Annotated in this window: 13 protein-coding genes; 10 read left to right on the forward strand and 3 right to left on the reverse strand. The window is 74.6% G+C overall.

Annotated features, from left to right (window positions below):
• Positions 1 to 26: 26 nt before the first annotated feature.
• Together ACIQ87_RS06025 and ACIQ87_RS06030 are read left to right on the forward strand one after the other, a co-directional pair.
• Positions 27 to 1,064, forward strand: a complete 1,038-nt coding sequence (locus ACIQ87_RS06025; RefSeq protein WP_402402182.1) for a LacI family DNA-binding transcriptional regulator — start codon at positions 27 to 29, stop codon at positions 1,062 to 1,064.
• Positions 1,065 to 1,341: 277 nt separating this feature from the next.
• Positions 1,342 to 2,400, forward strand: a complete 1,059-nt coding sequence (locus tag ACIQ87_RS06030; RefSeq protein WP_402402185.1) for a substrate-binding domain-containing protein — start codon at positions 1,342 to 1,344, stop codon at positions 2,398 to 2,400.
• Positions 2,401 to 2,527: 127 nt separating this feature from the next.
• On the opposite strand, the gene ACIQ87_RS06035 is transcribed toward ACIQ87_RS06030, so the two are convergent.
• A complete protein-coding gene (locus tag ACIQ87_RS06035; protein ID WP_402402188.1) occupies positions 2,528 to 3,307 on the reverse strand; it encodes a sugar phosphate isomerase/epimerase family protein in 780 nt (259 codons plus the stop codon).
• Positions 3,308 to 3,312: 5 nt separating this feature from the next.
• Positions 3,313 to 5,256, reverse strand: a complete 1,944-nt coding sequence (locus ACIQ87_RS06040) for a DUF2264 domain-containing protein (RefSeq protein WP_402402191.1) — start codon at positions 5,254 to 5,256, stop codon at positions 3,313 to 3,315.
• Between the two features lie 253 nt (positions 5,257 to 5,509).
• On the opposite strand from ACIQ87_RS06040, the gene ACIQ87_RS06045 reads away from it, so the two are divergent.
• The 4 genes from ACIQ87_RS06045 (at position 5,510) to ACIQ87_RS06060 (ending at position 9,823) form a co-directional block, all read left to right on the forward strand.
• Positions 5,510 to 6,841 carry an ABC transporter substrate-binding protein gene (locus ACIQ87_RS06045; RefSeq protein WP_402402194.1) on the forward strand — a complete coding sequence of 444 codons (1,332 nt, stop codon included), beginning with the start codon at positions 5,510 to 5,512 and terminating at the stop codon, positions 6,839 to 6,841.
• A complete protein-coding gene (locus tag ACIQ87_RS06050) occupies positions 6,838 to 7,797 on the forward strand; it encodes a carbohydrate ABC transporter permease (protein WP_402402197.1) in 960 nt (319 codons plus the stop codon). The genes ACIQ87_RS06045 and ACIQ87_RS06050 overlap by 4 nt, the downstream gene beginning before the upstream one ends.
• On the forward strand, positions 7,794 to 8,720 hold the full coding sequence (locus ACIQ87_RS06055; RefSeq protein WP_402402200.1) for a carbohydrate ABC transporter permease: 927 nt from the start codon (positions 7,794 to 7,796) through the stop codon (positions 8,718 to 8,720). Before ACIQ87_RS06050 ends, ACIQ87_RS06055 begins: the two co-directional genes overlap by 4 nt.
• Before the next feature lie 122 nt (positions 8,721 to 8,842).
• Positions 8,843 to 9,823, forward strand: a complete 981-nt coding sequence (locus tag ACIQ87_RS06060) for a hydroxyacid dehydrogenase (protein ID WP_402402737.1) — start codon at positions 8,843 to 8,845, stop codon at positions 9,821 to 9,823.
• Positions 9,824 to 10,077: 254 nt separating this feature from the next.
• Here ACIQ87_RS06060 and ACIQ87_RS06065 read toward each other — a convergent pair whose 3' ends face one another.
• Entirely contained in the window at positions 10,078 to 11,868 is a 1,791-nt protein-coding gene (locus ACIQ87_RS06065) for a beta-galactosidase family protein (RefSeq protein WP_402402203.1), read from the reverse strand.
• Positions 11,869 to 12,253: 385 nt separating this feature from the next.
• Between ACIQ87_RS06065 and ACIQ87_RS06070 the strand changes: the two genes are divergently transcribed.
• From ACIQ87_RS06070 to ACIQ87_RS06085, 4 genes are all read left to right on the forward strand, one after another.
• Positions 12,254 to 13,264, forward strand: a complete 1,011-nt coding sequence (locus ACIQ87_RS06070) for a metallophosphoesterase family protein (RefSeq protein ID WP_402402206.1) — start codon at positions 12,254 to 12,256, stop codon at positions 13,262 to 13,264.
• Between the two features lie 202 nt (positions 13,265 to 13,466).
• Positions 13,467 to 13,847 carry a hypothetical protein gene (locus ACIQ87_RS06075; RefSeq protein WP_402402209.1) on the forward strand — a complete coding sequence of 127 codons (381 nt, stop codon included), beginning with the start codon at positions 13,467 to 13,469 and terminating at the stop codon, positions 13,845 to 13,847.
• 74 nt (positions 13,848 to 13,921) lie between these two features.
• Entirely contained in the window at positions 13,922 to 15,079 is a 1,158-nt protein-coding gene (locus tag ACIQ87_RS06080) for a hypothetical protein (protein WP_402402211.1), read from the forward strand.
• A gap of 195 nt (positions 15,080 to 15,274) precedes the next feature.
• On the forward strand, positions 15,275 to 15,880 hold the full coding sequence (locus ACIQ87_RS06085) for a hypothetical protein (protein ID WP_402402214.1): 606 nt from the start codon (positions 15,275 to 15,277) through the stop codon (positions 15,878 to 15,880).
• Positions 15,881 to 15,947 lie beyond the last annotated feature (67 nt).

Below are 15,947 nucleotides of genomic sequence, written 5' to 3' on the forward strand. Positions count from 1 at the left end.
TGGCGGAGGAAAGCGGGGAACGGTCGATGGGTGTCACCCTCAGTGAGGTCGCCCGTCACGCCGGGGTCTCGCTCGCGACGGCCTCCCGGGCGCTCAACGGCTCGGCCCGCACGGTCGGCGAGGAACTGGCCGCGAAGGTCCGCGCCAGCGCCGACGCCCTCGGGTACCTGCCGAACGCCCCCGCCCAGGCACTCGCCCGGGCCGCCACGGCCAACGTCGGCGTGCTGCTGCACGACGTGGCCGACCCGTACTTCGCGGCCATCGCCCGCGGGGTCTCCGACGCCGCCGGGCGGGCCGGGCTGCTCCCGCTGGTGATCAACACGGACGGGGAGCCGCAGACGCAGGTGCGGGGCATCCGCATGCTGCACGGCCAGCGCGTGCGGGCCATCGTGCTGGCCGGCTCCGCCCACACCGACCCGGCCGCCGTCCGGGCCGTCGACGCGGCGCTCGCCGACTACCGGGCGGACGGCGGGCGGATCGCGACCGTCACCGACCACGGCCCCGCCTACGACGCCGTCCTGCCGGACAACCGCGGCGGCGCGGCCGACCTGACCCGGGCTCTTCTGACCCTGGGGCACCGCGAGTTCGCGGTGATCACGGGGCCGGAGCGGCTGCGGGTCCCGATGGAACGGCTCGCCGGGGTCCGCGAGGCCCTCGCCGAGGCGGGCGTCGAGCCGGCCGAAGGGGCCGTCCAGTACGTGGAGTTCACCCGTGCCGGGGGCCGTGAGGCGGTGCGGCGGCTGCTCGACCGCCCGCGGGCCGACTGGCCGACCGCCGTGCTGGCGCTGTCCGACGTCTGCGCGATCGGCGCGCTCGGCGAACTCCGCGCGCGCGGGATCGACGTGCCGGGCCGGATGTCCGTGGCCGGCTTCGACGACATCCCGTTCGCCGCGGACGTGGCGCCGGCGCTCTCGACGGTGCGGATGCCGCTGGAGCGACTCGGCGCGAGTGCCGTCACCCTGGCGCTGGAGTCCGACGGGGGCGGGCGGCCCGTCCGACTGGCCCTGCCGACCGAGGTCGTGCTGCGGGGGAGTACCGGGACGCCGCCCCCGCGGGCCCGGTGAACCGGGGCCGGCCGACCACGCGACGGTGACCGGACGCACCGGTGACCGGACCGTCCGGGAGCTCGGGCGGGCAGGGAGCTCGGACGGGCAGGGCGATCATGGCCGTCCGGGAGGGGTTTCCGCAGGCCGGGAACGCGGGAGGACCTGACCGGACGATCGTGCGACCGGTACGGTGGTTCTGATCGACTCGGCACATCTGTGTTCGTTCGATCGAATTTCGATTGAACGAGCCAGATTGATCAGTTGCCGTGCGGCACGGGGCACGCAGGAGGAAGCCATGACCATCACGGCCGAGGAGCGTCGGTCCCAGATCCTCGAGGTCGTGCGCGACCTCAGGACGGTACGCGTGGTGGACCTCGCCGCCCGGATGGGCCTCTCCGCCGTCACCGTCCGCCGGGACGTGGCGGTGCTCGCCGACGACGGGCTGCTGCAACGCTCGCACGGCGCCGTCTCGCTGCCGCGCCCCAAGCCCACCGCGGCCGAGGGCGCCGACCGGGTCCTGGGCATGCTCGTGCCCACGGTCGGCTCGTACTTCGACGAGGTGATCGGCGGTGCCCGGGCGGCCGCCGCGGACGCCGGTGCGCGCCTGGTGCTCGCCATCGCCCCGTACGAGTCGGCCGACGACCGCGCCCAGGTCGGGCAACTGCTCGACTCCGGGGTGGACGGCCTGCTGCTGACCCCCAACTGGCGTCCGGCCGGCGGCGAGAGCGGCCTGTGGACCGGAGGGCTGCCGGTGCCCGCAGTGCTCGTCGAGCGCCGCCCGCCCGCCGACGGCGAGGGCGCGCCGCTGGACTCCGTCGGCTCGGACCACCGGCACGGCGTGCTGCTCGCCCTGCGCCACCTGGCCGCGCTCGGGCACGGCTCGGTGCTGCTGGTCGCCCGGGCGGACACCTGGACGGCGCACCAGGTCCGGGCCGGCTATGCCGAGGGGACGGCGCTGCTGGGGCTGGAACCGCAACCGGTGATCGACATCCGCCGCCCCGGCGTGGACTCCGAGGCCGTCGCCGAGCGGATCGCCGAGGCCGCCGCCCGGGGCGTGCGGGCGGTGCTGGTCCACAACGACCAGGACGCCATCCAGCTGCCGCCGCTGCTGCGGGCCCGGGGCCTCCAGGTGCCGGACGACGTGGCGCTGATCGCGTACGACGACGTCTTCGCGGCCCTCGCCGCGCCGCCGCTGACCGCCGTCGCGCCGCCGAAGCGGGCGGTGGGCGCGGCCGCCGTGGAGCTGCTGCTGCGCCGCCTGGACCTCGGCTCCTCGCTGCCCGTCCACCGCCTCGAACTGCTGCCCTCCCTGGAGGTCCGCACCTCCTGCGGGGGCGCGGGCGAGGCCGGCTGAGCCGCGGGCGGGCCGGGCGGGTGGGCTTCCCCGCCGTCCGGCCCGCCTGGTCCGGGTGGCGTGCTCGCCTGCTCGACCGTCCGGCTTGCCCGCCGCGGCCCCGGCGGGCGAGCCGCACGGTCCGGCCTCAGGCCGCGAGCCGGGCGAGGTGGGCCGCGCCGGGCCCCAGCAGCCCGGGCAGCGGGGCCGCCGCCGGGTACCAGGGGGCCTCGTACTCCCAGGACACCCAGCAGTCCGCGGGCAGGGCGCGCACGCACGCACCGATCGGCAGCACGCCCGCCCCGAGCGCGATCGGGGTGAGGTCCTCGTCGCTCGCGACGTCCTTGACCTGGACGTAGCCGAGGTGGGGCGTGAGCGCGGCCAGGCTCTGCGCCGGGGCCTCGCCGGCCAGGTGGGTGTGCAGCAGGTCCCACAGCGCGCCGACGGCCGGGTGCCCGACGAGGTCGAGCACCCGCGCCACGTCGCGCCCCGAGCGGTGCGAGTCGTGGGTCTCCAGCAGGATGCGGACGCCGAGGGAACGGGCGGTGTCGGCCGCGGCGGCCAGCCGCCGGGCGGCCCGCCGGTCGGCCGCGTCCGGCGGGGACCCGGTGCCGTGCGGGAAGACGCGAAGGTGGCTCGCCCCGAGGTCGGCGGTCAGCCGCAGGTGGTCGGCCAGGTCGGCGGCCGACCGGTCGTCGTCGCCCGGGGCGGCGACGCCGAGGTACGACGCCACGGAGAGCGGGGTGATGCCGTGGGCGGTGAACTGCCGCCGGATGCTGCTCCGTTCCGCGGCCGTCAGCGCGGGGTGCACCGGTTCGCCGGGCGCGCACCGCAGTTCGAGTCCCTGCCAGTGGTGTTCGGCCGCGAGCCGGAGGAGCTCGTCGAGCGGGCGGCCGGGCAGGCCCAGGGTGGAGAGGGCGAGTCGCACGGTGGTCAGTCCTCCCGGCGGACGGTGACGGAGCCGGTGGCGAGCAGGGCGGTGTGCCGCCCGCCGTCCGGCCAGCCGACGTGGAGCAGGTGGCCCTGCGGGGTCTGCCCGGTGCGGACCTCGACGGTCGTGCGGGGCGGTCGTGCCGTGCCCCGGGCGAGCCGTGCGGTGCTGACGAACAGTGCGGTCCCGCCGGTGGTCCGCCCGGAGACCCGGGGCACCGCGCCGACCGGGCCGAAGGCGGTGCCCGAGGGCAGCGGGTCGGTGTCGGCCGTGGTGAAGCCCGCCACGTGCCGCAGCAGCGAGACGAGCCGCCCGCCGTCCGGGCCGGTGGTGGCGATCGCGGTGGCGAGCGGCCCGTCCACGGCGGTGTCGACGCGGTCGCCCGCCACCGCCCAGCCGCTGTGCCGGACCTCGGTGCCGGGATCGGCCCCGGTGACCAGGTGGGCGTGCACCTCCTCGGCGCCCGCGACGAGGACGAGCGAGGTCACGACGACCCCGGGGAGCTCCTCGCCACCGGCCCGGGGCCGGTGCTCGGAGGCGGCCCAGCCGTCGCCGGCGCCGAGCGGCCGGATCCGGCCGCGCCCGGTGAGGGTGCCGCCGACCACCAGGCCGAGGTGGTTGTCCGGTGGCCCGTCCAGCACCGGGCCGGTCGCGGTGGAGTGGGCGAGGCGCGCGTAGAGCGGGTCGTCGGGCAGGACCTCGTCCGCGGGCTGGTCGTCGCTGCCGTGGTTGTGCAGCCGGACGAGGCCGTCGGCGACGGTGGACTGGATCAGCCAGCCGGGCCGGGGGAGCGGCCGGACGGCGTCCCCGAGCTCCGCGGGCCCGGGCTGCTCGACGGCCGTCCACACCGGGTGGTCCGGAGGCAGCAGCAGCCCGAGGAAGCCCTTGCTCGCCCAGTACGGGGAGGCGGGGCCGGAGTACGGCTGGACCATCGGCGGATGGGGCCCGTGCCAGCCGGAGGTCAGCAGCCCCTCGGCGTCGAGCGCGCCGCGGTCGAGGAAGTGGCGCAGGACGCCGGAGGCGAGGCGGCGGGTGGTGCCCGGGGACAGCGGGGTACGGCCGCAGAGCGCTCCGGCCCACAGCGGGGCCGCGGCGGCGAAGCGGTAGGTGAGCGAGCGGCCCTGGTGGACGGGGGCGCCGTCGGCGCCGAAGGCGTGGGCGCAGGCGTCGAGGTAGGCGGCGAGCCGGCCGCCGTACAGGTCGAGCAGCTGCCGGTCGCCGCCGAGGTGGGCGTGGAGGACGGGGTAGAGGTGGAAGGCCCAGCCGTTGTAGTGGTCGAAGGCGCGCGGGCGCCCGTCGGTGTACCAGCCGTCGCCCCGGTACCAGGTCTCGATCCTCGCCAGACCGCGTTCCACGGCCTGTTCCGCGGCCGCGCCGTCGACGCCCGCCTCGGCGAGGAAGCCGCCGACGGTCAGCGGGAAGAGCCACCAGTTGTTGTCCACCGGGGCCCGGTACAGGGCGCGGGCCAGCCAGGCGCCGGCCCGCTCCCGGACGTCCTGGTCCAGGCGGTCCCAGAGCCAGGGGCGGGTGATCCGCAGCGCCAGGGCGATCGAGGCGGCCTCGACCATGGCCTGGCCCCGGTCGGTGATCTCCGGCCAGGAGACGGGGTCGGCCCCGGAGAGTCCACGTTCGGTGGTCGGGCGGCGGGTGCCGGCGGCGAGCCCCTCGGCGTAGGCCGGGAGCAGCCCGTGCGGGTCGTCGCCGCCGGCGCCCGCGACGCGGAAGGCGGCCAGCAGGAACGTCCGGGCGTAGCCCTCCAGGCCGTCCGAGCGGGGGCCCGACCAGCTGGGGCGGGATCCGGGCAGCCCGATCAGCGCGTGTTCGGGGCCGGCGTGGCGGCGGACGGCGGCCAGCAGGCCGTCCGCGGCGGCCTCCCAGTGGGCCCTGGTCCAGCCGGTGAGGGGGCTGAGCGAGCGGTCTTCGGGCGGTGGCTCGATCGGGGGCATGCCGGGCTCCTCGGTCGTGGCGGCGGGATCGGATCCGGGCGGAACCCAGATCGATCAGCCATAGTATTGATCAAATGATCTGCTTCGGCAGGGGTAAAACATCACGGAAAGGGCGCTTTCCCATAAAGAAACCTGGATGGCGCGGGGTATGTCGGATCGAAGCGGATCATTTGATCCAGAACCCTTGACTTCGATCGAAGTGCGGTCCCAGGATGGCCACACCCCTCACACCCCCTCCAACGGGAGACGAGCCATGTCCACCACCCCCACCCGTGTCCGCAGAGCCCCCCGCGTGGCCGCCGCCCTCGTCGCGTCGGCGCTCTGCGTGACGTCCCTCGCGGCCTGCGGCAGCGACTCGTCGAGCGGTGGCTCCGAGGACGGCAAGCCCGTCGCCCTCACCTTCTGGGGCTGGGCGAAGGGCACCAAGGACGTGGTGGCCGCCTTCAACGCCACCCACCCGAACATCCAGGTGACCTACGAGGAGATCCCCTCCGGCGTCGCCGGCGGCTACGCGAAGATCTCCAACGCGGTCAAGGCGGGCAACGCGCCCGACGTGTTCAACGTCGAGTACGCGCAGCTGCCGGACTTCGTCAGCCAGGGCGCCGTCCAGGACATCGGCAAGCTCGTCACCGACGGCGTCAAGGCCAAGTACCTGAACCAGGCCATGGAGCTGACCACCCTCGGCGGAACCACCTGGGCCCTGCCGCTCGACGTCTCGCCGCAGGCCTTCTACTACCGCAAGGACCTCTTCGACAAGGCCGGCATCACCGCGCCGAAGACCTGGGACGAGTTCCGCACCGCCGCCCGGAAGCTGAAGGAGGCCCAGCCGGACGCCCGGATCGCCACCTTCTTCCCCGACGACCCGACCACCTTCGAGGCCCTGGCCTGGCAGGCCGACGCCCACTGGTTCAAGAGCTCCGGCGACGCCTGGAAGCTCGACGCCACCGGCCCGGAGAGCAAGAAGGTCGGCGACTACTGGCAGCAGCTCGTCAACGACGACCTCGTCCGGGTCATGCCGTCCTTCAGCCAGCAGTGGACGGCCTCCCTGCAGAAGGGCGAGACGGCCGGCTACCTGGGCGCCTCCTGGGGCGGCGGCGTGCTCAAGGGCACCGTCCCCGACGCCTCCGGCAAGTGGGCCGTCGCCCCCGTCCCCAGCTGGGACGGCAACCCCGCCAGCGGCATGGTCGGCGGCACCACCTTCGCGGTCTCCAAGGACAGCAAGAAGGCCAAGGCCGCGGTGGAGTTCGCCACCTGGGCGACCAGCACGCCCGAGGGCTTCGACGCCCGCATCGCCTCCGGCACCTCCTCGGCCTACCCGGCCGCCCCGGCCCTGGTCCCCGGCGCCCAGGCCGCCTTCAAGACCGACTTCTACGGCGGCCAGGACGTCTACGCGGTCTACGCCGACGCCGCCAAGTCCATCAAGCCCGGCTGGCAGTGGGGCCCGGCCATGGGCGCCACCAACACCTCCCTCAAGGACGCCTTCGGCAAGCTCACCCAGGGCGGCACCATCCCGTCCGCGGTGGACGCCGCCCAGCAGGCCACCGTCGCCGAGCTGAAGAACCGCGGAATCAAGGTCGCCCAGTGACCACCGCTCCAACCGACCGCGCCGTCCCCACCGCGCCCGCCCGCCCCACCCGCGGGCGGCGCCGGTCCGGGCGGTACGGCGCGCCCGCCGTGCTCCTCGCGCCGTTCCTGATCCTCTTCACCGCCTGCACGCTCGTCCCGATCGGATACGCCGTCCACCTCAGCCTCTACACGGAGCACCGCTCCGGCCTCGGCTTCGGCGGCATCGAGACGGTCTTCACCGGCCTCGGCAACTACACCCGCGCCCTCGGCGACCCGGCCTTCCTCGACGGCTTCCGGACCACGGCCCTGTACTGCCTGGCGTACATCCCGCTGATGGTCGGCCTGTCCCTGGTGTTCGCGCTGCTCCTGGACTCCACGCTGGCCCGCGCCCGCCGCTTCTTCCAGCTCGCGCTGTTCCTGCCGCACGCGGTGCCAGGCATCATCGCCGCCCTGATCTGGATGTACCTGTACACCCCCGGCATCAGCCCGGTCATCGAGGCGCTGAACTCCGCCGGGAGCAGCCCCGACCTGCTCGGCAACCCGCTGCCCGCCGTGGTCAACATCGCGCTCTGGGAGTGGGTCGGCTACAACACCGTCATCTTCTACGCCGCGCTCCAGGCCGTCCCGCGCGAGGTGCTGGAGGCCGCGATCGTGGACGGCGCCGGCCCGCTGCGCACCGTCCTCAGCATCAAGATCCCGCTGATCCGCGCCTCGATCGTGATGGTCGGACTGTTCACCGTGATCGGATCCCTGCAGCTGTTCACCGAACCGATGATCCTGCACGGCGCCTCACCCGGCGTCGTCAGCACCTGGACCCCCAACATGTACGCCTACACCGCCGCCTTCGACCGCGGCGACTACGGCCTCGCCGCCGCCTCCTCGGTGCTGCTCGCCATCACCGCGGCCGTCCTGTCCTTCGCCGTCACCTGGGCGACCCGCACCCGCCCCGCACGCCGGACGGAGGACTCGGCATGACCACCCTCGCCCCCGAACAAGACACCCGCCCGCGCCCGCGCCCGCGCCCGCGCACCGCCCGGGCCGGCCGCGACCGCGCCCCGCGCACGCCCTGGACGCTGTCCAAGGCCGTCGTCAACGGCGCCCTCGTGCTGGCGGCCGCCTACACGCTGCTGCCGCTCGGCTGGCTGCTCACCGCCGCCGCCAAGAACACCGGTGACCTCCTCGGCGGCCACGGCCTCACGCCGTCCAACTGGAACCTCGGCGCCAACCTGCACGCCCTCGCCACCACCGGCGACGGCATCTACTTCCGCTGGTACCTCAACTCGCTGCTCTACGCGGGCATCGGGGCCCTGCTCTGCGCCCTCGTCTGCGTCGGCGCCGGCTACGCCTTCCACGTGTACGCCTTCCCGGGCAAGGAGAAGCTGTTCGGGCTGGTCCTGCTCGGCGTGCTGGTGCCGACCACGGCCCTGGCCCTGCCGATGTACCTGCTCGCCTCCGAACTCGGGCTCGCCAACACCTTCTGGGCGGTCTTCCTGCCCTCCCTGGTGAACCCCTTCGGCGTCTACCTCGCCCGGGTGTTCTGCGCCGGCTACATCCCCGGCGAGGTGCTGGAGGCCGCCCGCACGGACGGCGCGAGCGAGCTGCGCGCCTTCTGGTCGATCGGGCTCCGGATGGTGATGCCCGGCTTCGTCACGGTGTTCCTGTTCCAGTTCACCGCGATCTGGAACAACTTCTTCCTGCCGCTGGTGATGCTCTCCGACAACCGGCTCTTCCCGGTCAGTCTCGGCCTCTACTCGTGGAACACCCAGACCCACGCGTTCCCCGAGTTCTACCCGCTGGTCGTCACCGGCTCGCTGCTGGCCGTCGTGCCGCTGGTCGTCGCCTTCGTCGCCCTCCAGCGCCACTGGAAGGCCGGCCTGACCGCGGGAAGCGTCAAGTGACCCACCAGACCGCCACCTCCACGACCGCGCCGGAGAACCACGTGTCCAACCCGCCGAACCCGACCGCCGCGAACGGGAGTTCACCCGCCTCTCCGCGCCGGCGCCCGCGCGCCCTGCTGGCCATGACCCCGGACCTCGTCGGCCGGCTGGTCGACGACGAGACCATGGACCGGCTCACCACCCTCGCCGAGCTCGACCCGGTGCTCGTCGTCGACGACTTCACCGGCCCCGAGGCGGCGGCCGTGCTCGCCGAGACCGAGGTGATCGTCAGCAGCTGGGGCTGCCCGCCGCTCGACGAGGCCGTCCTCGCCGCCGCGCCCCGGCTGCGCGCCGTCGTCCACGCCGCCGGATCGGTCAAGCACCACGTCACCGAGGCCTGCTGGGAGCGCGGCATCCAGGTCTCCTCGGCCGCCTGGGCCAACGCGCTGCCCGTCGCCGAGTACACCGTCGCCAACGTGCTGTTCGCCAACAAGCGGGTGTTGCGGCTCAGCGCCGACTACCGCGAGCGGCGGGCCCCGCACGACTGGCAGGCCTCCTACCCCGACGCCGGCAACTACCGGCGCACCACGGGCATCGTCGGCGCCTCCCGGATCGGGCGGCGCGTCCTCGAACTGCTCCGGCCCTTCGACCTGGAACTGCTGCTCCACGACCCGTACGTGGACGAGGCCGAGGCGGCCGCGCTGGGCGCCCGCTCGGTGACGCTGGACGAACTGTGCGAGCGCAGCGACGTGGTGAGCGTGCACGCGCCCGAACTGCCCGGCACCCGGCACATGATCGACCGCCGCAGGCTCGCCCTGATGCGCGACGGGGCGACGCTGGTGAACACCTCCCGCGGGTCGCTGATCGACCAGGACGCCCTGGTCGAGGAGCTGGTCGCGGGCCGCCTCGACGCGGTCCTGGACGTCACCGTCCCGGAGGTGCTGCCCGAGGACTCGCCGCTCTACGACCTGCCCAACGTCCTGCTCACCCCGCACGTCGCCGGCTCGCTCGGTGGCGAGCTGCGGCGGATGGCGGCCGCGGCGGCGGACGAGCTGGCCCGTTACGCGGACGGCAGCCCCTTCGCCCACCCGGTCCTGCGGGGCGACCTGGACCGCACCGCCTGACCGGGCGACAGCCCCGTCCGGCGGGGATCCGCAAGAAGCGCCCGAGGGCCGCAGGAGTTCCCCGACTCCCGCGGCCCTCGGGCGCTTCGTCGCGAAGTCCCGTGCCCGGAAGGGAAGTCGGCGGCCGTGTCCTCGTGCCCGGAAGGGAAGTCGGCGGCCGTGTCCTCGTGCCCGGAACGGCGGTCGGCGGCCGTGCTCCCGGGAGGGGCACGGCCGCCGACGGGCCGGTGGAGAGAGCCGGGGGCTCGCCGGACTCAGTACTCGGAGCTGGGGGCGGCGGCCCGCGGCCCGAGGTCGGGCTCGTCGCGGAGCTCGATCTCCTCGCCGTGGACGTCCAGTTCGAGTAGCAGGAGTTCGTTGACGCCCTCCCGCCACAGCGGGGCCGGGGCGTAGAGGGTCCGCTGCGGGCCCTGCGCGGAGTAGCGGCCGAGCAGGAAGCCGTTGAGCCAGAGGAGTCCGCGGCCCCATCCGGGCAGGGCGACGAAGGCGTCGGCGGGTGCGGTGAGCGAGGCCTCGAAGCGGTGGAAGGCCGGGTCCGCGTCGAGCGCCGGGCCCGACTCCTCGTAACGGAGCCCGTCCCGGTCGGAGAGCGGCAGGGGGCGGATCTCCCAGTCGAACAGCCGCTGGTGGCCGTGCGACACGCCGCGGACGATGCCCTTGCGGTCGTCCAGCAGCGGGCCGTAGTTCACCCGGCCGAGCGCCTCGACCAGGACGTCGAGCACGACGCCCTCCGGCCCGACCTCCAGCGGCAGGGTCTCGGCCGGGGCGTCGCGGTGCAGGACGCCGAGCGGCCGGCCGTCCGCGAAGACGTGGGCGCGGTCGCCGATGCCGTCGACGCGCAGCGGCATGGACGGCCGCGGGCCGGAGATCCGGGTGCGGTAGTGGATGAGGCCGAGGGACTGGCCGACCTTCTCCATGGGCTCGGGCGTGGGGCGGCGCACCGGCGCGGACAGGACGTCGAGGTTCGCCAGCAGCCGGGCGCGGGCCGCGCGGCGCCGGACGCGCTGCGGGGTGACGCGCGGGGCGGGCTCGGGCAGCTCGCCCTCGGGCAGCGGGACGTACTTGCCGATGACGGCGCGGAAGGCGTGGAACTTCTCGGTGAGTTCGCCGGCCTCGCCGATCGGGGCGTCGTAGTCGTAGCTGGTGACGGTCGGCTGGTACCCGGTGTCGAACGGCCGGGTGCCGGTGTGGTTGGCGCCGGCCCAGAAGCCGAAGTTGGTGCCGCCGTGGGCCATGTAGAGGTTGACGGAGGCCCCGGTGGCGAGCAGGTCGTCCAGTGCCCGGGCGGACTCGCCGGCGTCGCGCACGTGGTGCGGCTCGCCCCAGTGGTCGAACCAGCCGATCCAGAACTCCATGGCCGTCAGCGGGCCCTCGGGCTGGTAGCGCCGCAGCACCTCGAAGCGCTCGGCCGGCCGGGAGCCGAAGGTCGCCGTGGCGAGGTGGCCCGGAACGCCGCCGCCCTGCTGCATCGCGTCCTCCGCGCCGTCCGCCGTGAACAGCAGGCAGTCGACGCCGCGGGCCAGCAGGCCGTCGCGCAGGTGGAGGAGGTAGGCGCGGTCGTCGCCGAAGCTGCCGTACTCGTTCTCGATCTGCACCGCCACCACCGGGCCGCCCCGGCTCGCCAGCAGCGGCAGGATCTCCGGCACGACGGCGTCGAACCAGCCGTCCACCTCGGCCAGGTAGGCCGGGTCGGCGCAGCGCAGCCGCATCCCCTCGGCGGCGAGCAGCCGGGCCGGCAGGCCGCCGAACTCCCACTCCGCGCAGATGTAGGGGCCGGGCCGCAGGATGACGTCGAGGCCCTGGTCCCGGGCGATGCGGCAGAACCGGGCGAGGTCGCGCCAGCCGGTGAAGTCGAAGGCACCGGAGGGCAGTTCGTGGAAGTTCCAGGGGATGTAGGTGTCGACGGTGTTGGCGCCCAGCGCGCGCAGCCGGCGCAGGCGGTCCTCCCAGAGGTCGGGATGGACGCGGAAGTAGTGCAGGGCACCGGAGACGACGCGGTGCGGCGCCCCGTCCCGGAGGTACCCGGTTTCGTCGTGGTCGAGCATCAGGGGCCAGCTTTCGGAGGGTTTCCAGGGGAGTGAGTGGCCGTCCGCCGGCCGGTTCCGCCGACGGGCGGGTCGGCGGCGCGGCGCACTGCGGGAAGGCGGGCAGGGGGCCGGCCGCGATGGCTGAGCCTACCCAGTCCGGGGCTGCTTGGAAAGCGCTTTCCAGCAAGCTCGCGGGACCCGCTCCGCATCCGCGCCCCGACCCCGGCCCAGGGCCCGGTCTCGGCTCCGGCCCCGACCACGGCCCCCGGGCGATCCGCGCGGGGTCTGCCCGACAGGGCCCGTTCACCTGGCCGCCCACTTGATCGCTTATTGATAACGGGTCTGGTCCGAACCGCGCGGCCGAAGCCCCCTCGATCCCGCGCGACAGCCGAAGGGAAAGCCCATGGAACGCAGGAGCCTGCTCGGTGCCACCGCCGGAGCACTGGTACTCGGAGGTCTCGCCCAGGGGACCGCCGAGGCGGACTCCTCCGACGGCGGCGGGCTGGTGACCACGTTCAACGTCATCAGTGACATCCAGGGCGACCTCGGCGACTTCGCCCAGGCGCTGAAGGACATCAGGACCACCAACCCGCGGTCGTCCGGCCTGGCCGTCGCCGGGGACATCACGCCGCGCGGCTACGACTTCGAGTACGCCGACGTCCAGAAGGTGCTGGACCAGGGCCCGAAGCCGCGTGAGGTGGCCTGGGCCATCGGCAACCACGAGTTCTACGTCCCGAAGTGGTCCGATCCCGACACCCTCGCCCAGAGCACCTGGCCCAACGGCACCACCGAGGATTCCCTCTTCCGCAGCTTCCACCGGTTCGCCAAGCGGTCCACGATCTACGCGGAGACCACCTTCGGGGGCATCCCGGTCCTGACCCTCGGCACCGAGCGCTACATGAAGTACCACGACAACTCCCTGTGGGACGAGGTGTGGATCAGCGAGGCGCAGTTCCAGTGGCTGGAGGACCGCCTGCAGTACTGGGCGCGGCGTCGGAAGCCGGTCATGGTGATCACCCACCACCCGCTGCCCGACACCGTCTCCGGTACCCGGAGCAAGATCTACAGGAGCGACTACCTCCAGCCCGACCGCCTGCTCGGCATCCTCGGGCGGTACCGCGACGTGTTCCTCTTCAGCGGGCACACCCACTGGGACCTGACCCTCTCCGACTGGTACGTGCGCCGCATCGTGCCGGGCACCGCCAACCTCGACGGCTTCTCGGTGATCAACACCGGTGCCGTGCAGACCGGATTCGCCGACAACGGGCAGGGCGGCGAGGTCACGGTCCCCGGGCACTTCAACCAGGGGCTCCAGGTGGACGTGTACCGCGACCGCGTCGTCATCAGCGCGCGTGACTTCGCCACGGGCGCCTGGATGAAGCGGATGTCCGTGCCGCTGTCCACGCGGATCTGACCGTCGGGGCCTGCGGCTCCTCGGGCCTTCGGGTCCGCGGGTCCTCGGGAGCGGTCGTTGCGGCACGCCGCGCCGTCCGCTCCCGGCCCGAGCAGCCGGATCCGGGGTTCGCGCGCTGTTCGTCGGCTTCCGTTACGGTCCGGCCGGGACGGGTAGGCGCAGGCGGACAAGGGGGGCCGAGACCAGGACGGAAGGGATCCCCATGTTGCTGCTGGGACTTCTGCTGATGGCGGCGTCCGGCGCGTTCGTCGGACTGCTGATCGCGGACAACCTCGTCGGCGGGCCCGACTACCAGGTGACGATCCTCGGCAACGACCTGGTGGTGCTGAACAGCCTGAGCATCTTCCTCGCCGGGGTCGCGCTGGCACTGCTGTTCTGCCTCGGCCTCGCGATGATCCGGCTGTCCGGGCGGGTCCGGCGGTCGTCACGCGCGTCGCGCGTCGCGCACTCCGAGCGTACGGACCTCGCCGGATACCCGGACCTCACCGAGCGTACGGACCTCACAGGCCGTACGGACCTCACCGAGCCGGAGCAGCGCGCCGCCGCCCAGGGCGGCCGGATGCGGCACCGGCCCGGACACTGAGCACCGGCCGGGGCCGACGGGGCGCTCCCGTCGGCCCCGCCCACCGACCCCGCACCCCGTCCCGGGAGGCCACCATGGACCTCGCCGTCCTCACCCCGCTGCTCGACCGCCCCGGCCCCTGGGCCTCCGTCTACCTCGACACCTCCCGCGCCACCGAGGACGCCGCCAGGCGCCGGGCGCTGCTCGACCGCGCCGCCGTCCAGCGGCTGGCCGACGCCGGGGCCGACGACTCCGCCCGCGCGGCCGTCCGCGACCACCTGGCGGCGGCACCCGCCGCAGGGTCCCCGCCCGGGCGGGCGCTGTTCGCGGCGGACGGCGAGGTGGCGCTGGACGTCCCGCTCGCCGTCTCCCCGCCCGACGTCGCCGCCACCTGGGCCCCGCTCCCGCACACCGGCCCACTGCTCGGCCTGCTGGACGAAGCGGTGCCCGCCTGCCTGGTCGCCGCCGTCGACCGCACCGGGGCGGACCTGGAGCGCTACGAACTCGGGCGCGGCGAGCCGATGGGCACCGTCGAGGGCCCGCGGTGGCAGGGCCGGGGGCACCGCGCCCCGCCCGCCGACCGCTACGAGTGGCACTACCGGCACCGGGTCGAGGACACCTGGGAACGCACCGCGGGGATCGTCGCCGAACATCTCGTCCGGACCTGGCCGCGCAGCGGCGCCCAGCTGCTCGTCCTCACCGGCGGAACCAGGGAACGCCGGGCCGTCCACGACCGGCTGCCACCCCGACTCCGGGCGGCAACCGTCGAGTCGGACGGCGGCACCGGAGCCACGGGCGCCTCCCGGGAGGCCTTCGACCGCCGCCTCGGCGAGGCCTGGGCCGGGTACCGCGCCCGGCACCTGGCCGAGCTGCTCGACGCCTTCCACACCGGTGTCGGCCGCCCCGGCGAACACCGCACCGACGCCGCCGGCACCCAGACGGCGCCCGGCCAGGCCGCCCAGGGCATCCCCGCCGTACTGAGTGCCGCCAGGCAGCACCAGCTCGCCGCGCTGCTCCTCCAGACCGGTGGCCACGACCCCGGGCGTCCGGTGTGGACCGGCCCCGAGCCCGAGCACCTCGGCGTCCACCGGGCCGACCTGCGGGACATGGGCGTCCGCCACCCGGCCCAGGCTCCCGCCGCCGACGCCCTGCTGCGCTCCGCCACGGCCTGCGGCGCCGAGGCCGTCCTCGTCCCGGAACTCGCCGACGGCCCACCCGGCGGCCTCGGCGCGGTGCTGCGCTGGCCCGCCTGAGCCGCGCCGCCTGACGCCCGGTCCGGTGGTCAGGCCCGCCGTGGCGCCACGTGAGCACCGCGAACCGGCGGCCACGCGCCTCGCCTCGCCGCCCGCGGTCCGATCGGGGCGGGGGCCGGTGACCGCGGCCGCTCGCCTCCGTCGGAGCGGACGCCTGGCCACGGCCTGTCACCGGTGGGTGGCACACTCGCCCGCATGAAGATGATCGAAGCCATCGAGGAAGTCCTGCGGGCGAACGACTCGCACGACTACCAGGGCGAGTTCACCCCGGCGGGGCGACTGCTGAGCCGTGGGGGCATCGCCGTGTGCGGGCTCGACGGCGCCGAGTTCTACACGTTCTCCGTCGTCGCCGACGGGGCGCACGAGGTGTACCTGGCGTACGACCGGGACGACGAACGGGGCGCCGACGTCACCGCGGTCGCGCTGGTGGCCGCCGGCACCACGCCCCGGGCGCTGGTGGACGCGAGCTGGGACGAGGCGTCCGACGACGTCAACATGCTGAGCGAGGACGCCTCGGCGATCTACTCCGGCACCCCGGGGAACCTGGGCATCGGCGCCGCGCTGCGCCGGACCGCCGGCTTCGCCGAGGCCGCGACGCCCGAGGCCCATGCCGTGGCCGAGTTCCGCGCCCAGCGGGAGAGCGGCTCCCGGACCCCGGTGCTCGACGTCGTCGTCGACCCGGCCAGTGGCGCGAACGCCCTGGTCTTCCCCACCTGTCACTCCACCGCGAACAGCATCCTGGTCGGCCGGGACGAGAACGGCGCGGGCGTCGGGATCTTCTGGTCCAACTTCGACGGATGAGGCGCGACCGCGGCCCGGGCGGCCGCCCTTCCCGTGGCGGGCGCTCGGCGGGCAGCGGGCGCCCGCC

Origin of the sequence: Kitasatospora sp. NPDC096204, assembly GCF_044763205.1 — a bacterium.
Classification (GTDB): domain Bacteria; phylum Actinomycetota; class Actinomycetes; order Streptomycetales; family Streptomycetaceae; genus Kitasatospora.